This window comes from Caldibacillus thermoamylovorans, assembly GCF_000751775.1.
GTDB lineage: Bacteria > Bacillota > Bacilli > Bacillales > Caldibacillaceae > Caldifermentibacillus > Caldifermentibacillus hisashii.
On the sequence record NZ_CCRF01000061.1, the window covers coordinates 1 to 21931 of the forward strand.

The 21931-nt window shown below is 37.1% G+C and carries 21 protein-coding genes, 1 pseudogene and 1 riboswitch; of the genes and pseudogenes, 8 read left to right on the top strand and 14 right to left on the bottom strand.

Annotation, left to right across the window (positions count from 1 at the left end; translation table 11 throughout):
• Window positions 1-8: 8 nt before the first annotated feature.
• Window positions 9-1175 (bottom strand): TraB/GumN family protein, encoded by a 1167-nt coding sequence (locus BT1A1_RS09360; protein ID WP_034770447.1) that lies wholly within the window; start codon window positions 1173-1175, stop codon window positions 9-11.
• 393 nt (window positions 1176-1568) lie between these two features.
• Here BT1A1_RS09360 and BT1A1_RS09365 point away from each other — a divergent pair, with 393 nt between their 5' ends.
• From BT1A1_RS09365 to BT1A1_RS09370, 4 genes are all read left to right on the top strand, one after another.
• Window positions 1569-1808, top strand: a complete 240-nt coding sequence (locus BT1A1_RS09365) for a YppG family protein (RefSeq protein ID WP_034770449.1) — start codon at window positions 1569-1571, stop codon at window positions 1806-1808.
• Between the two features lie 186 nt (window positions 1809-1994).
• Window positions 1995-2093, top strand: coding sequence for a YjcZ family sporulation protein (locus BT1A1_RS17910; RefSeq protein ID WP_072012683.1), 99 nt, complete (start codon window positions 1995-1997; stop codon window positions 2091-2093).
• A gap of 153 nt (window positions 2094-2246) precedes the next feature.
• On the top strand, window positions 2247-2408 hold the full coding sequence (gene yjcZ, locus BT1A1_RS17915) for a sporulation protein YjcZ (protein ID WP_072012684.1): 162 nt from the start codon (window positions 2247-2249) through the stop codon (window positions 2406-2408).
• A 330-nt stretch (window positions 2409-2738) separates the two neighbouring features.
• Window positions 2739-3851, top strand: a complete 1113-nt coding sequence (locus tag BT1A1_RS09370) for a CAP-associated domain-containing protein (protein WP_072012685.1) — start codon at window positions 2739-2741, stop codon at window positions 3849-3851.
• 43 nt (window positions 3852-3894) lie between these two features.
• Here the strand turns inward: BT1A1_RS09370 and BT1A1_RS09375 are convergent, their stop codons facing one another.
• Together BT1A1_RS09375 and BT1A1_RS09380 are read right to left on the bottom strand one after the other, a co-directional pair.
• A complete protein-coding gene (locus tag BT1A1_RS09375; protein WP_034770451.1) occupies window positions 3895-4737 on the bottom strand; it encodes a DegV family protein in 843 nt (280 codons plus the stop codon).
• Window positions 4738-4933: 196 nt separating this feature from the next.
• Window positions 4934-5689, bottom strand: a complete 756-nt coding sequence (locus BT1A1_RS09380; protein WP_034770452.1) for an exodeoxyribonuclease III — start codon at window positions 5687-5689, stop codon at window positions 4934-4936.
• A gap of 292 nt (window positions 5690-5981) precedes the next feature.
• On the opposite strand from BT1A1_RS09380, the gene motA reads away from it, so the two are divergent.
• Together motA and motB are read left to right on the top strand one after the other, a co-directional pair.
• Entirely contained in the window at window positions 5982-6782 is an 801-nt protein-coding gene (motA, locus tag BT1A1_RS09385) for a flagellar motor stator protein MotA (RefSeq protein ID WP_034770454.1), read from the top strand.
• Window positions 6769-7536, top strand: coding sequence for a flagellar motor protein MotB (gene motB, locus BT1A1_RS09390; protein ID WP_034770455.1), 768 nt, complete (start codon window positions 6769-6771; stop codon window positions 7534-7536). Before motA ends, motB begins: the two co-directional genes overlap by 14 nt.
• A gap of 221 nt (window positions 7537-7757) precedes the next feature.
• Here the strand turns inward: motB and BT1A1_RS09395 are convergent, their stop codons facing one another.
• The 10 genes from BT1A1_RS09395 to BT1A1_RS09440 all read right to left on the bottom strand — a co-directional run bounded on the left by BT1A1_RS09395 (window position 7758) and on the right by BT1A1_RS09440 (window position 19665).
• On the bottom strand, window positions 7758-8399 hold the full coding sequence (locus tag BT1A1_RS09395; protein ID WP_034770457.1) for a ribonuclease H1 domain-containing protein: 642 nt from the start codon (window positions 8397-8399) through the stop codon (window positions 7758-7760).
• Window positions 8400-8519: 120 nt separating this feature from the next.
• Entirely contained in the window at window positions 8520-8822 is a 303-nt protein-coding gene (locus BT1A1_RS09400) for an iron-sulfur cluster assembly accessory protein (RefSeq protein ID WP_034770459.1), read from the bottom strand.
• 285 nt (window positions 8823-9107) lie between these two features.
• A complete protein-coding gene (locus BT1A1_RS09405; protein ID WP_034770460.1) occupies window positions 9108-9749 on the bottom strand; it encodes an NUDIX hydrolase in 642 nt (213 codons plus the stop codon).
• A 55-nt stretch (window positions 9750-9804) separates the two neighbouring features.
• Window positions 9805-10452, bottom strand: coding sequence for a phosphatase PAP2 family protein (locus tag BT1A1_RS09410; RefSeq protein WP_034770462.1), 648 nt, complete (start codon window positions 10450-10452; stop codon window positions 9805-9807).
• Between the two features lie 268 nt (window positions 10453-10720).
• Window positions 10721-12463, bottom strand: coding sequence for an ABC transporter ATP-binding protein (locus tag BT1A1_RS09415; RefSeq protein WP_034770463.1), 1743 nt, complete (start codon window positions 12461-12463; stop codon window positions 10721-10723).
• Complete coding sequence (locus BT1A1_RS09420; protein WP_034770465.1) at window positions 12463-14217, bottom strand: ABC transporter ATP-binding protein; 1755 nt, start codon at window positions 14215-14217, stop codon at window positions 12463-12465. The genes BT1A1_RS09415 and BT1A1_RS09420 overlap by 1 nt, the downstream gene beginning before the upstream one ends.
• Before the next feature lie 736 nt (window positions 14218-14953).
• A complete protein-coding gene (locus BT1A1_RS09425) occupies window positions 14954-15946 on the bottom strand; it encodes an NADPH:quinone oxidoreductase family protein (RefSeq protein ID WP_034770466.1) in 993 nt (330 codons plus the stop codon).
• 76 nt (window positions 15947-16022) lie between these two features.
• On the bottom strand, window positions 16023-16613 hold the full coding sequence (locus tag BT1A1_RS09430) for a lysophospholipid acyltransferase family protein (RefSeq protein ID WP_034770467.1): 591 nt from the start codon (window positions 16611-16613) through the stop codon (window positions 16023-16025).
• Between the two features lie 639 nt (window positions 16614-17252).
• On the bottom strand, window positions 17253-18548 hold the full coding sequence (locus BT1A1_RS09435) for an O-acetylhomoserine aminocarboxypropyltransferase/cysteine synthase family protein (RefSeq protein ID WP_034770468.1): 1296 nt from the start codon (window positions 18546-18548) through the stop codon (window positions 17253-17255).
• Between the two features lie 131 nt (window positions 18549-18679).
• Window positions 18680-18792: riboswitch (SAM riboswitch) on the bottom strand.
• Between the two features lie 105 nt (window positions 18793-18897).
• Window positions 18898-19665: a yteA family sporulation protein gene (locus BT1A1_RS09440; RefSeq protein WP_034770469.1), complete on the bottom strand. Its 768-nt coding sequence runs from the start codon at window positions 19663-19665 to the stop codon at window positions 18898-18900.
• Between the two features lie 180 nt (window positions 19666-19845).
• Here BT1A1_RS09440 and BT1A1_RS09445 point away from each other — a divergent pair.
• Both BT1A1_RS09445 and BT1A1_RS09450 read left to right on the top strand, forming a co-directional pair.
• A pseudogene (locus BT1A1_RS09445) lies at window positions 19846-20657 on the top strand (metallophosphoesterase).
• A gap of 89 nt (window positions 20658-20746) precedes the next feature.
• Window positions 20747-20935 (top strand): hypothetical protein, encoded by a 189-nt coding sequence (locus BT1A1_RS09450; RefSeq protein ID WP_034770470.1) that lies wholly within the window; start codon window positions 20747-20749, stop codon window positions 20933-20935.
• Between the two features lie 94 nt (window positions 20936-21029).
• Here BT1A1_RS09450 and BT1A1_RS17425 read toward each other — a convergent pair whose 3' ends face one another.
• Window positions 21030-21809 (bottom strand): YndM family protein, encoded by a 780-nt coding sequence (locus BT1A1_RS17425; protein WP_051989085.1) that lies wholly within the window; start codon window positions 21807-21809, stop codon window positions 21030-21032.
• Between the last annotated feature and the right edge of the window lie 122 nt (window positions 21810-21931).

Consider the following 21931-nt stretch of genomic DNA (forward strand, 5'->3'; position numbering starts at 1 on the left):
TCTTTTCATTAAAAATTTTTAAAGAATAACCGCAATACATCCGCACCGCCAATAAATGTGCCGATGGAGCTGCCAATATTGGATAAAATAATGATCAATAAAATTCGTGTTACTTTATTGTTCCAAAACCCTTTTACGGATGAAATATCATTTGACAGGTTTTCGAAATCACCAACAGTCGGTTTTCGTACAAACGCTTGTACCAATCCTGCAAACCATCCGGAAGCAAGCAACGGATTTAAAGCGGTAATGGGAGCTGCCACAAAAGCAGTTAAAATGGTTAGCGGATGACCAAATGCCAACGCCGCTCCAAGTGCTGACAAAGAGCCGTGCCATAAAATCCAACTCCATGTTTGTTGCATCCCTGCATCCGGGTTCGCGAAAAATGTATAAACGATAATGGCAATAATAAGAACGGGGATCGACCAGCCGATAATTTTTGGTTTTTTCGACTTTGGCGGTGTTTTTGTTAATTCAGTTAAATCATGCGTTTTTTCTATTTCTCTTGAAACACCGGGAACATGAGCTGCACCTAATACAGCTACGACTTTTTCACCGGGTGCCGTTCTTATTTTCTCAGCCAAATATTGATCCCGTTCATCAATCAACGGTTTTTTCAATTGCGGTAAATTTTCAGTAAACTCATTAAGCATGGCATCAATGCTGTCTTTTGTTTTTAATTGTTCCAAATCTTCTTCCGTTATTTTTTCATCGGTAAAAATACCGGCTATAACTTGGGTGAGAAGCATCATTTTTTCTTTAAAATTCATGCTGTGCCAAATGCGGGAAAAGGTAGTTTGAATATTTCGATCAGCTAGAATAAGTTTTGCACCAACCGTTTTAGCCGATTCAATTCCTTGAATCATCTCTTGACCGGGTTTAATCCCCATTTGATCAGCCATTCTTTTCTGAAAAGATGAAAGTGCCAAATTGATAAATACCATCCCTGCCCTTTTCTCTTTAATAATTTTAAAAATATCCGTATCTTTCCACTTGTTTCCTTCCGTAATAGATTGATATCGTCCTTGATCCAACTCAATGCAAACTGAATCCGGCTGTTCTGTTTCAATAATTTCCTTCACTTGCTCGGCACTGTTTTTTGATACGTGAGCAGTTCCGATCAAAATATATTCTTTATCATTCAAAAAAATTCTAGTAATGTTTTCTTCGTTCATAGTGACCTTCCCTTAAACTTTTGATTCCCGGAAAAATCTGTGTTCTTTTATAACTCACAAGTTTTCCAGCTATGTGAATCGCAATCGCCCTTATCTTTTCATGCATATTGTTATTCTACCTGAACCGAAAAATGTAGTAAAGCAATCGGAGGATAAAAAATTTTTAAAGGTGGAACTTTTGACGGTATATGTTTAGAAGAAATTCGGATGATGAGTTTTTTTTCATTCATTGTTATGCTGCTCCGTTAATTAACTATGCAACAAGCAGTAATCCAAAATCGATAAAATATTTCAAATACCAAAGCAAGACGAATGCCTTTACCAAATGATCGGCAAAGAAATATAAATAAAGTATCATCATCAGTTTCTGACATTTTGAAAGGAGGGAGAACCATGTTTCCATATAACCAGGGACCACTAGGACCGCGGCGGCCAAGAAATCCTTTTTTCCCTGTTCAACATGTTAATAAACCTTCTTCTCAGATATTTTTTGATTACTTTAAAACAAATGATGGTCACTGGGATTTTGATAAAATTTCCCAATCCATCGGGCAAGTGAATAAAATAGTCAAACAAGCTGATCCATTAGTTAAACAGATGGCATCCATTGTAAAAAAAGTTCGACCGAAATGATATACTTTTCAAATAATTTAAATTTAAGGTCTGTTCTGTTGTGAAGAACAGATCTTTTATTCTTCTTCTTTTCCTTTGAATCGACTTATAGGTAATTGCCCAATTTTATGAATTAGGGACATATGACTAGTCAATTTGTAGGTTGATACATATACTGATAACAAATAAACATGGAGGTGTTTATTGATGAGTGCTCCAACAGCAGGAGGATATGGTGCAGGATTTGCCTTGATTGTTGTGTTGTTTATCCTATTAATCATCGTTGGTTCAGCGTACATTTGGTAAGTAAAATAAAGGACTTTGATTGATTATTCATTGTCCTTTGTTTCTGGAGAGTGACTAGCGTTTGTTGGTCATTACAGGAATGGACTGTCACGAATGATGAACAGCACAATTCCAAGTAAAGAATATTTTTATTACACGAATGGAGGGATTTGAATGGGCTTTTACGGATGCCATGGAGGATATGGCTACGGTGGCTACGGCGGCGGCTACGGTGGCTGCTACGGTGGCGGCTACGGTTTTGGTGGTGGAAGATGGTTCGCCCTGATCGTAGTTCTATTCATCCTATTGATTATTGTAGGTGCTGCTTGGCTGTAAGTTGATAACAAAATTTAGTGAAAAAAAACGGTGCTGAGAAACTAATCTCACACCGTTTTTCTTTTGGTTATTTCATCCATTTGCTAGATATTTTAACGTATGGTATTATGTACAAACTTAAAGAGAAAGCGAATGGTTCTGTTTGTGGTTTTCCTATTCGAATGAAAAACATGTAGAATTGATATTACTCTATAAATTTATAATCGCTCATCTTTGCGGTTTACCTAATCATTTCTGTTATAATTAGAAAAGAAAAGCTTGAGCAGTCATGGCGTCCGAGTCTTTTACCAAACGAGCTTGGGTAAAGGGATTGAAAGGAGTGGACAAAATTTGCGGGTTATTTTAATAATTGCTGCACTAGTATTATTATTTTCTTTCACTAATAATGCTGACCAAGAGACCAATTCATTTATTGACCAACTTAAAGAAGGAATATCAGATTTAACAGATCAAATTAACTTGTCGGAAATAAAAGAAGACATAAATGATATTATATACGGGATAACCGATTCCATAAATGAAATGACCGAAGATGACCCCAAGAACAATGATAAAGCCGAAGAAATTACATTAAATGCACCGGAACAACAAACCTTTTCGATAGCAAATATTGAATTAGGTTCGTCAAAACAAGATGTAGAAAATATGTACGGGCAGCCGAAGAGAGTCAGCTTAAATGAATATCATACAAACTGGCATACTTATCATGAAAACTATCAAAACTTTTTCATGGTTGCCTATAATAAAGATGGGAAAGTTGCCGGATTATTTACAAATCAAAACTTAATATCATCAGCAAACGGTATTGGCATTGGCACCGGAAAAGAAGAAGTATTAAGTAAGATGGGAACAGAACCGCTTACGAGCATTCAAAAAGGGGTTGTTCGCTACAATCTTCCTGAAGACCGCGAATACGATATTTTTCACAAGGATAACAGTTACATTACAATCTTCTATGATATACATGAAAATAATACCGTTACTGCTATCCAAATCATAAGTGAATCCCTTGAAAATGACCGAGCTTACTTGTATACCGATGAAAGCCAGGCTTTAAAGGAAGGTTTTGAATATCAACTATTTGATTTAACGAATGCGGAACGGGTTAAACACAATCTAAGCCCATTAACTTGGGATGAACGTGTTCGCATAACCGCCCGGAAGCATAGCGATGATATGGCGGCTAATGCTTATTTCAGCCATACAAATCCCAAAGGACAAGATCCATTCGATCGGATGGCAGCGGACCAGATTACTTTTATTCTTGCTGGAGAAAACTTAGCATATGGCCAATTTAGCAGTATCTTCGCCCATGAAGGATTATTGAATTCGCTTGGTCACCGAAAAAATATTCTTGAAAAGGATTATGAATACTTAGGTGTGGGAGTTGCTTTCAACACAAATGCTGAACCTTATTATACGGAAAACTTTTATGCCAAATAATAAACAAATTTATTAAAAGAGGCACCGCTTGAAAGTCGTGCCTCTATATTCTTTTAAAAAGAATGCCAAGTGTATTGGGACCGCAATGACTGGAAATCGTGCAAGATGCCTTTGTAATAATAATTTCTTTAAACTTTTGGTGCTGATTAATTAATTCTTGAACTCGCTTAATGATTTCCTCAGAACATCCGGAATGGGTAATAAAAATACGGTCACGGACAATATCGCTTCGGTCTTTCAAACGGTCAACCACATATTTTTCAATTGATTTTTCAAAGCGTCCGCGATATTTTTTTCCCACGTCCATCTTCCCGTTAATGACTTCAATACATGGTTTAATATTTAACAAGTTTGCACTAAAAGCAGTAATAGCGGAACATCTGCCACCCATTTTCAAATAATCAAGCGTATCGATGACAAAACTGGCTTCCACTTTAGGAACGAGTTCTGTTAATTTTCTTACAATACTTTCAACTTCCATTCCCTGTTCTACTAATTGAACAGCTTCCATAACGATATGACCGGTTCCAGTTGATAAATTGTCAGAATTAATCACATGCACGTTATGAAACTTTTGAGAAGCCAAGTATGCATTTTGATAAGAACTGGAAAAATTCTCACCCAGACTAATATGAATAACGGCATCATAGGACTCATATTTTGAGAATATATCAAAATAATTTTGAACTGAGGCAGCTGCCGTTTTAGGTAGTTTTCCTGTTCGTTCCGCATAGGAAAATATATCATCAGGAGTAATATCGATTCCGTCCCGATAGGTTTTATCATCTAAAATAATATAGAGAGGAATTGTTTCAATATCATTTTGAATAAGATATTCATCGGGAAGATCGGCCGTACGGTCACATGTTATTTTAATTTTTTTCATACAGCTTTCTTTCCTTTCAATTTGTTGTATATAAACTTAAATAGTTTTCAAAATCATCACAAAAATAGGAAATAAACTATTCAATCTTTCTACTAGTCTTATTATTCCTAGAAAAGCATTCTAAAAAAGAATAACACTTCGTAATTTTAACATAATTCCCTTTTAGATGAAAAATATTGGCAATACGAAGGAAATATTACAGGTCGATTTCTAAAAGAATCGGACAATGGTCACTTCCTAATACATGTGAATGAATGTCAGCATTTACAATTTTTTCTTTGATACTTTCTGAAACAATAAAATAATCAATACGCCATCCGATATTTCTATCCCGTACTTTGTTCATATAGCTCCACCAAGTATAACGGTCGACCGCATCCGGATGTAAATAACGAAATGTATCAATAAATCCAGATGCCAGTAAACTCGTCATTTTTTCTCGCTCTTCATTCGTGAATCCGGAATTACCGATATTGGACTTAGCGTTTTTCAAATCAATCTCCTGATGGGCAACATTTAAATCACCACAGTACACCACAGGCTTCTTTTCATTTAATGCCAATAGATATTTCTTCAGCTTATCTTCCCATTCTAAGCGAAACTTCAATCTTGCCAAATCTCGCTGTGAATTTGGCGTATATACATTCACTAAGTAAAAATTCTCATACTCCAAGGTAATGATTCTTCCTTCTCGCTCACTTTCTTCCGGAGAAAAACCATATGAAACCGTCAATGGTTTATATTTTGTAAACACAGCTGTTCCGGAATACCCTTTCTTTTCGGCGTAGTTCCAATATTGTAAGTATCCCGGTAAATCAACGTCAATCTGGCCCTCTTTTAATTTCGTTTCTTGTATACAAAAAATATCTGCATCTATGTCATAAAAATATTCCAAAAAGCCTTTTTTCACACATGCTCTTAGGCCGTTGACATTCCAACTTACTAGTTTCATAAACAAACTCCATTCTATAAAATCTTTACCTAATATTTTATTATTCTAACATACTTATGGGTGGATTTGTATGTCAGGTGCACGAAATCATAAATTTTCTTAATTTCTTCTGTATTATTTTGGCGCAAAAACATTATTTTTTTACCTGCTATTAAATTTTGTAAAAAAATGTCGATAAAAAGTGAGATAGTATATTAGCCTGAAATCAAATATAAAGTACATGTCTGAATATGAAATGACTTTTTATCAATTTGATAATTAGGGCAAAAATGATGGTAGATAGGTGATTTAAATGGATAAAACTTCATTACTTGGTATTATTTTTGGAATTGTTGCAGTCGGTGTCGGGATGGTTTTAAAAGGTGTCGATATTGTTGCTTTAAACAATCCTGCCGCATTTTTAATAATTTTGTTAGGTACAATAGCTGCTGTTACAATCGCTTTTCCAATGAGTGAATTAAAAAATATTCCAAAGTTATTTAAAATACTTTTTACTGAACAAAAGAGTATAAAGATGACCGAAGCAATTAAGTTGTTTTCGGAATGGTCACAAATCGCACGGAAGGAAGGCATACTTGTTTTAGAAAAAAAACTGGAAGAAATCGATGACCCTTTTTTAAAAAATGGAATGGGTATGGCAATTGACGGAAAGACGCCCGATTATATTCGTGATGTTTTGTTGGAAGAAATTGATGCCATGGAAGAACGTCATGCTGTCGGAGCGCAAATCTTTGCTCAAGCAGGAACATACGCACCGACACTTGGTGTGCTTGGTGCGGTCGTTGGTTTAATTGCCGCTCTCGGGGATATGAGTGATACAGAGAAATTGGGACATGCCATTAGTGCTGCCTTTATTGCAACATTACTCGGTATTTTCACCGGTTATATACTCTGGAACCCGTTTGCCAATAAATTACGTCGGAAATCAAAGCTGGAAGTTCGTATGAAACTGTTGATGATTGAGGGGATTCTCTCTATTCTTCAAGGAGAAACACCGAAAGAAATTGAGCAAAAACTTTCATCCTTTTTGCCGACTGATGAGCGGCAACATTTTTTAGATGAAGGCAGGGAACCGAAACATGAGCAGGCGTAAAAAGGAAAAGGACGATAAAGAATTTAATGAAACTTGGTTATTACCATACTCGGATTTAATGACTTTATTACTTGCCTTATTTATTGTATTGTTTGCATCCAGTGCGGTAGATGCCCAAAAATTTCAGTCCATGTCAAAGGTATTTAGCGAAATTTTTACAGGAGGAACAGGGATTGTTGACTACGAAAGTATTGAACAAAAAAATGGTGAAGAGCTGGCAGATGAAACGAAGGAAAAATTAGAGAAGGCAAAAGAACAGACCAAAGTATCGGTTGACGAACAAACTACTTTAAGTGCTACTCAAGAGCGAGTCAACCAGTACATTTTGGAAAAAGGGCTAACCGGTCAGCTGAAAACTTCGTTAACGAGCGAGGGGCTTCTTGTTACAATTAATGACAGTGTTTTGTTTGATTCCGGAAGTGCTGAAGTGCGTGAAGAAGATATTGCGATTGCAAAAGAAATCAGCGACTTACTCGTCATTGACCCTCCGCACAACGTCATTATTAGCGGGCACACGGACAATGTCCCGATCCAGAATTCTAATTTTTCATCAAACTGGGAGCTTAGTGTCATGCGTGCCGTCAATTTTATGAAAATTATCTTAGAAAATGACCAGCTTGATCCAAGAATGTTTAGTGCGAAAGGATTTGGTGAATTTCAACCGATTGCTTCCAACGATACCGAAGAAGGAAAGGCAAAAAATCGAAGAGTGGAAGTACTTATCTTACCAAATGGAAAAACCGAACAAAATTGAGGACGATGTTCTTTACTTTTTCAATGTCCCTCAATTAACTGTAAAAAAAAGAGGTCATACTTTCAGATTGTACAAACTGAAAAAGATAACCTAGAAAGATAAGATTGTTGAATAACCAATTACTAAGTGACATTTCAATCCCCGGGGGAGCACAATATCCCCCACCGGTTGTCCGTTTAACTGAAAAAACAAGTACCATTGTGCATAAGATATCAATCAATTTATTTCCTGCCAAAATCGGCTTTGTTCTCTCCCCATAGTTTCGTCTCCCATTTAATGATTGGATTGGCATAGGAATGTGTTTGCAACCATTGTTCTGCACGTTTGATTAAATTCCATACTTGTTCTGTTTCCTTGGTTAACGGTAAATTTGTATTCGCTTTTTTCATTTTTACCCATTTGATGGCAGTTTGCGAATCAGAATAAATCGGAATAGACAAGTTTTTCTTTTGTAAAAATCCGAGGGCATGGACAATGGCCAGAAATTCACCGATATTATTTGTTCCTACGATTGGACCAAAGTGAAATAATGTTTGACCGGTTTTTAGACAAACGCCTTTATATTCCATTGGACCCGGATTCCCGCTGCATGCCGCATCGACAGCGATACTGTCTTCAATATAATCATGGTTCTGTTGAATGTTCGTTTGTATTCTTGCCTTTGCTTTCTTGTCACTTTTTGTGTTTTCCCCGTAATATGCTTGCCAACCGCTCTGAAAAGCAATTTCTGCCTCTTTTAGCGATGGGAATGATTTGTATTTTGCACCCGGAACTCCTTGAACATTTCGTTTACAGTCATCCCATGAAGTGAAAATACCTGTGTTCGTACCTTTCCAAACGACATAATATTTTTTTGTAGCCATAACTCCCCCAATAAATTTTTTTAAAAAACTCTGTTAAACCAAGTGCTTCAACCTGTGACGAATACAGGGAAACTTCAATTAGTAGTGGTTAACAGAGCCTTTTGAAAATATATTTATCATTTAGTGATGGTGATGTCCGCCTTTTGTCGGATTAGTAATGACAAATCCTTCTTCAGGAACATAAAAATATTGAATCCAGACACCATCTAACCAGTCATTTCTTTTATCCAGTAAAACATCAATATCTTTGTCCGTTTTAACAATTTCATCATGCTCCGTTGGGGTATCAAACGTTAATCCGTAATGAACATGATCACCGTGTTCATGAGTCACATAGACACGAACCATTTTCCCTTGTGCTTCTTCGGACTCCAATTGTTTCTTTAGTACTTTTGCCGCATTCCGGTTAATTTTGCATTTCATATGTAGACACTCCTTTATTGATTATGTTTTTTGGATACGTGGTATTTATCTAGTTTTACAAGGGAAGCTGCGAATCCATTACTTCGCTTTCTTCTGTTGCAAGAGATTGAAATGTTCTTTACCTATCCAAATGTACACAGGTACGTGACTATTTAAACATAATGACGAAAAAGATACAATGGTTAATACCCGAAAAGTAACGCTTAACGTTTCGTATTGGTCGTTTAAGAAACATCGTTTATGCAAATCTTTTCGTGAAATCATCCATAATAACTTTTTCGGAACTTATTTTTTCTCTCCATTATCCTGTTCATAAACAATGGATAAGAAATGACGTAAAATATTGGCTGTCAAACCCCAAATCACATAGTCCTTATAGAAATAAAAATATTCAACGATTTCCCGCGTTTTCCACGAATAGTTTTTCCCGCCAGGTATGAGGTGATAAGGGAAGTCTTCACCAAGTTGGACTTGAAAGGTTAGTCGATGTTCTTCCGGTTTCATGTCTCTTAAATATTCGATTGGTACGGTAAAGATTTCCTTCACCTCATCAGGATTTGGTTTTATTTTCTCTATATTATCGATAAAACCTACATAAGGATAAATGATTCTTCCATCCATTGACTGAACAAAAAAGTCTAATGGATAAACACATGAAATTGAATCTTTTTCAATGCCAAGTTCTTCGGCAGTTTCACGAATTGCCGTATCTTGTGGAGTAGGATCATATTTTTCAACCCCTCCACCCGGAAAGCAAATTTCACCAGGCTGTCTTTTCAACTGTAATGATCGTACTTCAAATAAAAGGTGAATTTGTCCATCTATTTGAATAAGTGGGACTAAAATTCCGAACGCTCGGTAATGTTCTTTTCCTAACATGGCAGAATGATGATTTTGAATCCTTGTAAATATTTGTTTTAAATCCATATTTGAAATTCCCCCTTCCAATTTCCTGGGTCTCCCCTTCCCACTCCCAATAAAGCTAATCCTTGGCATGATTCCTATTTTTATACTTTTGAAAAAAACCGATTGCCAATGTACACCACATACCGCTGACAAAATAACCGCCGAGAATATCACTCGGGTAATGCACACCCAGATAAATTCGACTTATACCGATCATGAAAATAAATAATGCACTAAAAATAAGCAACATGATGCGACCGAAACGTGTTGAAATATGGCGCCAGAAAAGAAAAGCCAATATTGTATAAACAGAAAAAGCTGTCATAGCATGCCCGCTCGGAAAACTGTAACCGCCTATTTCTATCAACCGGTGAATATCCGGTCTTACCCGCTCAAAATATTCCTTTAATAACCGGTTGATTACTAGTGTGCCGGCAATGACAACCGCAAACAAAACCAGTTCACTGCGATGATGAAAAACAAAATACAAGAATAAAGAAATTAATAGAAAAAGGAGGGTAACGATAGGAAATGAACCGATTTTGGTAAAAAACAACATAATTGAAGTTAACAACGGTGTTTCAAACCCTTGAACAAAATGAATAATCGATAAATCAAATTTTTCAATCTTCCCGGTTTGTACAAACAGGGTCACGAGCAGAAAACTGAAGAAAAAAATAAAAATAATGATACTTAGTCTATATGGATATTTATTCCCGATCATAAAGAAACTCCTGCATGTTTTTTTCTGAATTACCCTTATCATATCGCAAAAGAAAAAAGGTTGCCAGTCATACAAACTTTTATGGCAACCTTTTTTCCCTATAACAGTATTAAAATCAAATAGTCGGAATTCCGCTAATGGACACAAATCCATGTGGGAAAACCAACACCTTACCCGGCCGAACAAATCGGACATATAAGGTTAGCTCGTCTCCCATCTTCTTCGTTGATTACGATTTAGCAGGGGCATTGGTTGTTGAACAGATTGTTTACCTGACATGTTCCATTGCCACGCCTTGTTGAATCTGATACATTTGATAATACTTCCCTTTTTGCTCCATCAATTCTTCGTGATTCCCTTTTTCAACGATCATACCACGGTCAAGAACTAAAATTTGATCAGCGTTTTTAATCGTCGAGAGCCTGTGAGCAATGATGAATGTCGTCCGACCTTGTTTTAACACTTCCATTGCTTGTTGGATGACGCTTTCCGTTTCTGTATCAATATTCGAAGTTGCTTCATCCAAAATCAAGATTGCCGGATTGAAAGCAAGGGCACGGGCAAAAGAGATTAATTGGCGCTGGCCGGATGATAGCGTACTTCCTTTTTCGAGGACCGGTTCATCCAAGCCGTGTTCCAATTGGTTAAAAACGAAATCAGCACCAACAGCCCGCAATGCAGCTTCTGCGTCCTCCCTCGTAATTTTCGGATCATTCATAGTAATATTTGAAAAAATCGTCCCCGTAAATAAAAACGGTTCTTGTAACACGATGGCCATATGTTCACGGATCGTTTGTTTCGGGAAATCCATAATATTTTTTCCATCAATCAAAATCTCCCCACGACTTGGGTCGTAAAATCGAAACAATAAATTCATAATCGAACTTTTCCCGGAACCGGTATGACCGACAAATGCAACTGTTTCACCATGACTCGCTTGGAAATGAATATCCTTTAACACATATTCTTTTTCTTTATAAGCAAAGTACACATGGTTAAATTGGACATTTCCTTGATAGCGAGGTATTTTTTCATCACTTACCGGGGTTCCCTTTTCGTCCAATAAGCGAAAGACGCGTTCGCCTGCCACCAATGAAGCTTCTAAATTACTAAACTGATTAACAATATTATGGATCGGATTGAAGAGCCGGTTAATATAGTCTACATAGGCATACAACACACCAACCGTCAAATTCGTACGGGTGGAAATTGCATCGCCGCCGAAATACCAGATAAATGCAACGAAGACAATGGCTTTTATAGTGCCAACTAAATTCCATGAAGATAACGAGTTTAATATCAATAGTTTATTTTGATATTGAAAATGAGTTTGATTCAAAGTCTCGAATTCATCTCGGGTCGCATCTTCCCGATTAAATGCTTGGATAATCGGCATTCCTTTAATCGATTCATTAATCATCGCATTGATTTCACTAATTTTCGAACGTATCACATGGTTATACTTTGCCGCATACTTCCTGTAAATCATCATCCAAATGACCATGACAGGGATAATGAGGGTAAAAATAAGAGCAAGTTTTGCATCAAGAATAAACATAGCAATGAAGATTCCAATCATTTGCACAATACCGGTAAAAAAGTTCGACAAAACAGCTACATACAAATCACGAATCGCTTCCGTATCGTTTGTAATTCGAGCGACTATTTTTCCTGCCGGTAAGTTATCAAAATACGAAATTGGCAATGTTTGAATCTTCCGGAATAATTCATTCCTCATTCTTTCAATGATTCGATTCGCCGCTTTTTGTAAAAAGTAATATTGACCATAATTGAATATCCCGGCAATAACAAATAAACTAAAATAAAGGACAATCAGCTTGATAATTGTCGGGATATCAGGTTGGTTTGCCATGATATGATCATCGATAATAATTTTCGCAACAAACGGACTAAGTACTTCTGCTGTTACGGCAATTGTTAACATAAAAAGTGCAGTAAAAATGATCTTTTTAAAGTACATGGCATATTGAAATAAACGTCTGCCAACCATTATATATTCACCTCCCCGGCAATCGATTTTATTTGTTGAAGGTCAAATTGTTCTTTATACCATCCGCCTTTATTTAGTAATGCTCCATGGGTGCCTGCCTCGACGACTTTTCCTTCATCCAGGACGATAATCCAGTGCGCATGTTCTACAGCTGAAAGGCGATGCGTCGTAATAATGGTTGTTTTTCCGGCTCGCTCTTCGCGTAAATTTTGAATAATTTTCGCTTCTGTCTTCCCGTCTACAGCAGAAAGCGCATCATCAAGAATGAGAATTTCCGGGTTTTTAATCAGCGCCCGGGCAATGGATATCCTCTGCTTCTGACCCCCTGACAAGGCGACACCTTTTTCACCGACAAGTGTATTTAACCCTTCAGGCAACATAGATAAATCTTTAGTGAAATCCGCCAGTTCAATGGCTTTCATCATTTCCTCTTCGGTTGCATGTTGGTTGCCGAATAAAATATTTTCCTTAATTGATCTTGAGAATAAAAAAGTATCTTGCGGAACATAACCGATCCAATTCCGAATATCTTGTTTTTTCTGCAAACGAATAGGAACGCCGGATAATAGCAACTTTCCTTCCCCAAGCGGATATTCACGCAAAATTTGTTTAATAAATGTAGTTTTCCCGCTCCCGGTTTTCCCGACAATACCAATCGTCTCCCCTTGACGGATATGGAGTGAAAGATCTTGTAAATTCTTTTCATTCGATGATGGATATTGAAAGCTAACGTGCTCGAATGCAATATCGGATAAATTTTCTACTGTAACCGGTTTGTCAGGATCCGGGACATCCTCATGGTAATTAAGCGTTTCTTGAACCCGATCCAAAGAAGCATTACCGCGCTGCATAACATTAATCAATTCCCCGATTGCGTACATCGGCCATGTCAACATTCCGAGATAAACATTAAATGAAACGAGCTCACCAAGCGTAATTTGTTGGTGCATGACCAAATAGGCACCAAAAGATAAGCTAATACAGTTGCTTAACCCGGTAGCTATCCGTGATATTGGGAAAAAGTAGGCATCAATTTTTTCAACGACAAGATTTTTCCGGTAAACATCATTAGTCATTTTTTCAAATAGTTTTTCCTCTGCCCTTTCTTGACTGTAAGCACGGATGACACGGACACCTGATACAGATTCAAGGACGCGATCATTCATTTCACCAAACGCATCTTGAGCAATGGTATAGTGATGATGAATTTTATCCCCTAAAATTTTCATTGCGATTGCTAAAAACGGTAAAGGAATGATACTGACGAATGTGAGTTTCCATGATACCTGAAATCCCATCATGAAGAGAATCGTCAGCATATATAAAGTCGAATCCATTAATGTCAAAATACCGAATCCGGCAGTAACAGAAACGGATCGCAAATCATTTGTTGCTCGTGCCATCAAGTCACCGGTTCGATTCTTTTCATAAAACGTTGGTGACATCTTAAGCAAATGATTCATCAGTTTGGAGCGTAATATCTTTTCTACGACAAAAGCCCCACCAAATAAATTATATTGCCATTTGTAACTAATCAAATAATTTAATATGGCCAGTCCGGTTAAGGAAACAAGATAAAATGTTAGTTTTTCACCGGTCATGCCGCCAAGAAATATATCATCAACCACTGAACCAATCATCATCGGTGGGATCACTTCGATAAAGTTGGCAATAATCAGTAAAAGAACAGCGACAAAATACCTTTTCCAATATTCTTTAAAAAACCATTTTAATTTCACTAATACACTAAACAATGTCTGTCAACTCCTCAACTGTGTAAAATTTTCACTATCCGCCTTCAAGATCTAAACTTTTCATCATGATTAATGTTTTTACACGCATAAAACATCTCCCCAATCTTAAATTTTCCTTTTCCAAATGAATACGTCCATTGGATAGATTGAATACTGGAATTTTTTAATGTCACAGGTTGAAAAAATATTGGCAAAACTCACCGTATGTATTCAAGTTTCTATCCGGAGTAAATCCTTTTAGAAAATGATCTATGTGAACAGTTCTCTGTTACACCCAAGTTTTTCCAATTTTTTTGAGTCAAAAAAGAGCACCCTACGCCCTTAGTACGGATGCACGGTGCCCGAACAAGAAAAGACGCATACTTCATAAACCTGCGCCTTTGTTATTATCAATATATTTCGAAAAAAATATTTTCATGCAAAGTGAAAATGATTTTTGAAAAAAGAGCAGGCTATGATCATATTTACTTGGTTCACTTGGTTTCGTTTAACAAAATATGTTCTATTCATCATGACCATAACCTCCCTTCTACTTTTTGATTTTTTTAACCTTATTGAATCATACCATTATAGCCAATTTAATGTCAATCACTATTCGCAAATATTTTTTCATAAGGCTCTATTCTAAACCTCTTCCTTTTTGAGTAAAAAAGCAGGTAAAAAAAGCAATTGGTGATTCGCCAACTGCTTCTATTAACGATGGTATGTTTTTTCAGAATCTGCAATCATCTATTTATTATTTCAATGTAACGATTGTACGACCTTTCAATTCTCCGTTTAAAATCTTTTTACAAACTTCCGGTAATTGTTCTAATGTAACTTCATTGGCAATCGACTCCAACAACTGATTCGGTTTCATTTCCCCGGCTAACCGCTCCCAAATCGCAAGTCTTGTTTCCATCGGACAAAAAACAGAATCAATGCCGAGAAGATTGACACCTCTTAAAATAAACGGGAATACAGTGCTTGTAAAATTATTTCCTCCTGTCAAACCGCTTACAGCAACAGATCCGCCATATTGAATGGACGCGAGGACGGCCGGTAAATAGCTGCCTGCAACCGGATCCACACAAGCGGCCCATCTTTGTTTCAAAAGAGGACGGTTTTTCGGATTGGTAAGTTCTTCAGGGGTTATTATTTTGGAAGCACCAATTTGCCGTAAATAATCTTGTTCATTTGCTTTTCTCGAACTAGCAGTAACCTTATAGCCTAATTTACTTAACATGGAAACAGCACTGCTGCCGACACCGCCTGTAGCACCGGTTACAAGCACCGGACCTTTTTCACTTGTTAATCCATTTTCTTCGAGACGATGGATGGAGAGTGCAGCTGTAAAACCGGCCGTCCCAATGGCCATTGCTTCTTTTAAAGTGAGTCCGTTTGGAAGTGGGACAATCCAATCCCCCGGAACACGGGCCACTTCACTGTAACCGCCGAAATGATTTACGCCTAAATCATATCCGGTAATAATGACTTCATCTCCCGGTTTATAACGAGGATCTTGTGAATCACGAACAATTCCTGCCAGATCGATACCGGGAACAAATGGATAATTGCGAACAACACCGCCATTTGGAATTGTTGCTAATCCATCCTTATAGTTCACACTCGAATAATGAACATCGATGACAACATCACCATCAGGAAGATCATTTAATGTTAAATCCTGAATCGATAACTTTGTTTCGTTGTTTAATTTATCAACTACCAATGCTTTAAAAGATTCCATTTTCCCTTCACACCCTTATAAATTATTTACCTTCTTATTCTACCAACATTACATTGTGAAATCATTAACTTTTGATTTACTTCTTTATCGATATGATTTCTGTTTCCAGTTTATGTATCTGTTTGGAAAGTTCGTCCGTTTTCTGTAATAGCTCCTCTTTTCCTTTAACAGAAATTGTCATTGGTTCCCCGATGATGATATTTATTTTTTTCCTTTTTAACACATCTTTTATATTAGTTGGACCCGAATAGGCACAAGGGACAATCGGGACTTTTGCCAAATTGGCGATCGTCACCGCACCCCTTTTAATTGGCGCATGATCATTTCTTGTTCCACTCGGGAAAATACCGACAATATTTCCTTCCTTCAATAATTTCACAGGTGTTTTTATGCTGCTTGTCCCGGGATTTTTTCGGTCAACCGGAAAGGCATTTAAAGACGTTAAAAATTTGGCGACTGGTTTTCGTTTGAATAATTCCTTCTTGGCCATAAAATGAATTTGTCGCGGTAACAAGGCTACACCCAACCCGACAATATCAACCCAACCGATATGATTACAAGCAATAATAAAACCAGTATCTTTCGGAAGATTATCAAGGTTTTTTACCGTTATTTTCGAAAAAACCTTTAATATAAACGCTGCAATTTTTCCTAAAAAAGAATACAAAAGAGGTCACTCCCTGAAAAAACACATAATAAATAAAAATGGATACTTTATGATATAAACATAGAATAACAAAATATTTCTTCTTTATGAAGTGGAAATGGGGAAATGGTAGGATTCAGCTTAACTTTATTTTGCCTGGGTAACCAGCAAGCGGTCGAAATATATCTCATTACTGCAGAGCCAAACTTGCCAGAATATTTTCTAAGAGTCGGTGTTTAATTCCTATTGGACAAAAAGCTCTGAAAATAGAGCAGAAATGGTTCATTGGAGTGGCCGAATCTCTTTCTATGGGACAAATCTAATAGAAAATTAAGCTGAAATGTCCCATAGGAGTGACCAACCCCCTCTCTATGAGACAAAAACATCGGAAAATCAAACAAAAATGTCTCATAGAACAGCTCTATGGGACAAATCAAACGGAAAATGAAGCTAAATTGTCCCATAGGAGTGACCAAATCGCGCTCTTTTGGACCTTATAAATTGAAAAATACGAATTCGCAGCCTTGTGGGAATTTATACTTTACGTAAAAAAACAGCGAGTGTTTTTTACCCGCTGTTTACTCTATCTTCTATAAACCCCTTGTCTAGCTGAAACAGAAAGCTTCATCTAGTAAACATGTATCCTTTTTTCAATTTAAATTATTGTACCGCCGCTGTCGTTTCCACCGCCTTGGCAATCGCTTGTTCTAAGTCATAAATAATATCATCAATATGTTCAATACCGATGGATAAGCGAATTAATTCCGGAGTTGTTCCGGATAGCGCTAATTCTTCATCACTTAACTGGGAATGGGTGGTCGAGGCCGGATGAATAATCAGTGACTTCGCATCCCCAACATTGGCCACATGGGAAAACAATTGAACATGATTGATAATCCTTCTACCTGCTTCTCTTCCTCCCTTTATACCGAATACGATCATCGAACCGGCACCGTGTCTTAAATATTTTTTTGCTAGCTCATAGGATGGATGATCTGCCAAGCCGGGATAAGATACCCATTCCACCGATGGATGGTCTTTCAAATATTGTGCTACTTTTAATGCATTTTCATTATGTCTTTCAATCCGAAGATGTAATGTTTCAAGACCAAGTAAAAAATAAAAAGCATTTTGCGGACTCAAGGACGCACCGGTATCGCGCAATAATTGTACACGCAGCTTTGTAGCAAACGCAACATTTCCTAAATCTGCATATTTCAACCCGTGATATCCCGGATCCGGTTCATTAAAACTTGTAATCCGTTCATTCGTCCAATCAAAATTCCCTCCGTCAACAACGACCCCGCCGATAGAAGTTCCGTGACCGCCAATCCATTTTGTTGCAGAATGAACGACGACATGCGCACCCCATTCAATTGGTTTTGCACTATAAGGAGCAAATGTGTTATCAATAATGAGCGGAACACCTACTTCGTCCGCAATTTTTGCTACTGCTTCAACATCAAATACTCGGAGACTTGGATTGCCGATAATTTCACCAAAAAATGCTTTCGTTTTTGGCGTAACAGCTTTACGAAAATTTTCCGGGTCACAAGCATCAACAAATTTTACTGTAATGCCAAATTTTTTTATTGTATTAGCAAATAAGTTGAACGTACCGCCGTATAAATTACTGTCAGCAACAATTTCATCTCCGCTCTCAGCAACATTTAAAACCGCATATGTAATTGCAGCAGATCCCGAAGCAGTTGCAACGGCAGCTGTACCGCCTTCCAGAGCCGCCACCCGTTTTTCAAAAACATCAACAGTCGGATTCATAATTCTAGTGTAAATATTACCCGGTTCTTTCAAGCCAAATAAATTTGCCGCATGTTCAGCATCCCGAAACACATAAGATGTCGTTTGGTAAATTGGAACAGCCCGGGAACCGGTAGTCGGATCTGCTTCTTGTCCTCCATGTAATAAAATCGTTTCATCTTTATACTCTATCGTCATAAACAATTCCCCCTAAAATTTTGTAACAATAATTAAGTGAGCTTTTGCATACATCTTGCTCTTAGAGAGAATTGAAGAGGTACAAAAAATAAAAACCCCTTCAATAAGAAGAGGTTTGAAATTCATCCCTCCTCTTATCTCTCAGATCTACATCCTGACCTGTAGGAATTGGCACCTTTTCAAACCATGTTTGAAGGTTGCCGGGTTTCATCGGGCCTATTCCCTCCACCTCTCTTGATAAGAGTTTGTACTCACTTTTTTAAATTATTGTTAAAATGATTATACGGAATTGTTTTTATTTCGTCAATTATTTTTTTATGAAAAATTTACAAAAAGTCCTATTTTTTCCTTAACGTCGATCAGTCTCTTCTTCCACATACGGATCTTTTTCAAACGGTGGAAGGTCGCCGAAAGTTGTCATAATCCCCTCTTCATTAAGGTCTTCCTCATATTTTTCATGTTGCCGGTTCGGATAAACAGTGATATTTTTCCCATACATATCAACGCCGACAAAGTTTTCATAATCCTCGACATATCCGACATTTTCTTCAGGTTCGATATTCACATCGTTATAATGCTTTTGCGGCTCGATGAAGTCTGAAGGTGTTTCACTCGTTCCCCAACTCGCCACCTCTTGCCAAGCATCTTCTGCATCGAAGCTTAAACCTTCATCATTCGAATCATCAAAATCAAATTTTCCGTACGGCGGCATTAAAACTCCTTCTTCCAACGGTCTCTGGTAGGAGATGACTTGATCCGGACTATGTTTTTTGCAATAAGTTGTGGTCGGTAATGCTTCCAATCTTTCCACAGGAATTTCTTCACCACAAACTTCACAAGTTCCATATGTACCATTTTCAATTGCATTCAGTGCCTTTTCAATATTTTTCAAATGATTGCCTTCATGTTCATTTAGAGCTAAATCTTTCCCGCGTTCAAATAATTCCGTTCCTTCATCTGCGGGATGATTATCATAACTCGATAATTCACCGGTGGATTCATGGGCATGTCCTTTATTCATACCAAATTGATCGTTTCCCTTAAGTCGTTTTTCCACATCCGCTTTTTCATCTAATAATATTGAACGGAAGGCATCAAGTTGTTGTTGTGATAACATATTTTTAACTCCTCCCATCTGTTTCGCTTAGTATTTGTAAAAAATTAAAAATCATGTTTGCTAATTTAAGGTGTTGCTATTTACGGACTTTGTGAATATCCTCTATATGATTAAACCCAAAAACTCCCACTTCCCATGTGATCTATTTCTCATTATACTGGGGTTTATAGGAGGGATATTGTGAAAGCTGTTATTTTTATTTTTTGCCTCATTATTTTTTCTATTTTAATTAGACGAGCATATCAAAACACAAAAAAAGTAAATATAAATCGCATTCAGTTAAAGACAAATACGAATCATGATGGAAAATTGACCATTCTACATTTAACCGATATGCACCTTGAAAATATATCCGTTTCTCCAGAGGATCTTAAACAAATGGTACAAAACCAAAAAATAGATTTAATTGCATTAACCGGTGATTATTTGGACCGCAAACGTACGATTCCGAAACTAATTCCTTATCTCCAACTATTTAAGGAAATCAATCCCCAATATGGAATATTTGCCGTTTTTGGCAATCACGACTATGTGCTAAAAGAAAAAATTTTACTAAATTAAAAAATTTATTGGAAAATTATGGGTGTAAAACACTACAAAATGAACATGTGACAATTGAAACAAATGGTCAGCTTATCAATATTATTGGAATTGATGATTACAGTACAGGGAGAAGCAATATAGAAAAAGCGTATAATCATGCACCGGCTGGTTTCCATCTTGTGTTAACGCATGACCCAAATGTTGTGCTGAAAATGACAGATGTCCCGTTTGATTATCTTCTTTCCGGTCATTTCCACGGTGGACAAATATACTGGCCGAAACCATATCATCTAGTTAAAATGGGAGAACTGGCTCGTAAAAAAATCATTAAAGGACTTCATTACTATAAGGGAAAACCTTTTTATATCAGTGAAGGACTCGGCCAAACAGGTGTTAACATCCGGATTGGCTCCAGACCCGAGATTACTTTTCATAACATCCATCCATAATCTGACTTGAATAGATTAAAGCTTATCACAAACACTAAATCTGTAAGAAGAGATAGATCTTCTTTAAACCGGACAAAGGGGGGCTAGCTTTGAAAAGAAAGTGGATGCGTAATATGAATATCAACAGACTGACTTCTTTAATAAAGAGAAGAAGAAATAACCGAAATATGCTCTGGTTATCATTAGTAGGTATCGGCCTTGCCGGAGGAGCTACTGCCTTTGGAATGACTCGGGGAAGAAACGGTTCAATCCAACAGATGATGAAAAAGGCCACATAAAAAATGGAACAGTTTACACCGGATATGTTAAATACAAACCAATCTTAATTTTAAAGAGAAAGGAAACAGAATTGATTCTGTTTCCTTTCTTTCGTTATTGTTTATTCTGTTCCTGATTCCTTTTTAGATCCGTTTCATTGTTTGTCGTATTCGGTACATAACCATATCCGTCAATATAGGTTCTCCAATCATTCGTTCGCGCCATATCCGTTGTCTCTTCACGATTAAGCGCATTGTTGACAGAAGTTGCTTGATTTTTGGCTTGATCATCAGCTTCCGGGAATATTTCACTACCGATTTCGGTGTCATTGATGGCATTGTTTGCCCTACCTGTTGCAGTATTACCTTTTGCTTGATTCGCTTTACCGGTGTTGTTACCCTTAGGAAGAATCTCTTCAGCAAATTCGGCATCCGTGTTTGTTGTTGATTGATTATTTTTCACTTTCGGATAATTTTCTTCTGCCATTTCTGTTTGATAACTTGGTCTGACCTGAGAATTTGTTGCCCGATTCTGTGTTGTATCCTTATCATTGATAACATTGTTTACAACATATCGATGGAAAAAGACTTCCCCTATGGCAATCAATGCAGCTGAAAGGAAACTGGCTGTTCCCAAGCGGATCGGTTCCTCAATAATCATGGCACCAATCATCCAAGCTCCTAAATATGCTAATCCAAAATCTGCAATCGTGGCTGCCGTGTTTCCAAATCTAGGTAAAATAAGCAGATCACCAACCAAATAGGCAGTAATCGTAAGGATAAAACTTATTGTCAAAATATCACCGAAAGACACGCCATATAAAAATCCAAATACGACGGCCAACATTGCCGTTATCATAACAAATTTTATAACTAGTGAACGTAAATGTTCCATAATATCCTCCTTTTCCGTTTGATACGTTCACCTTTAGATTAAGTTATTTTTTTAATTTTATACTTCTATTTCATTGAACCCAGCAATTTTTCCTGTAAAGCTTTCCTTGGTTATGACCTTCA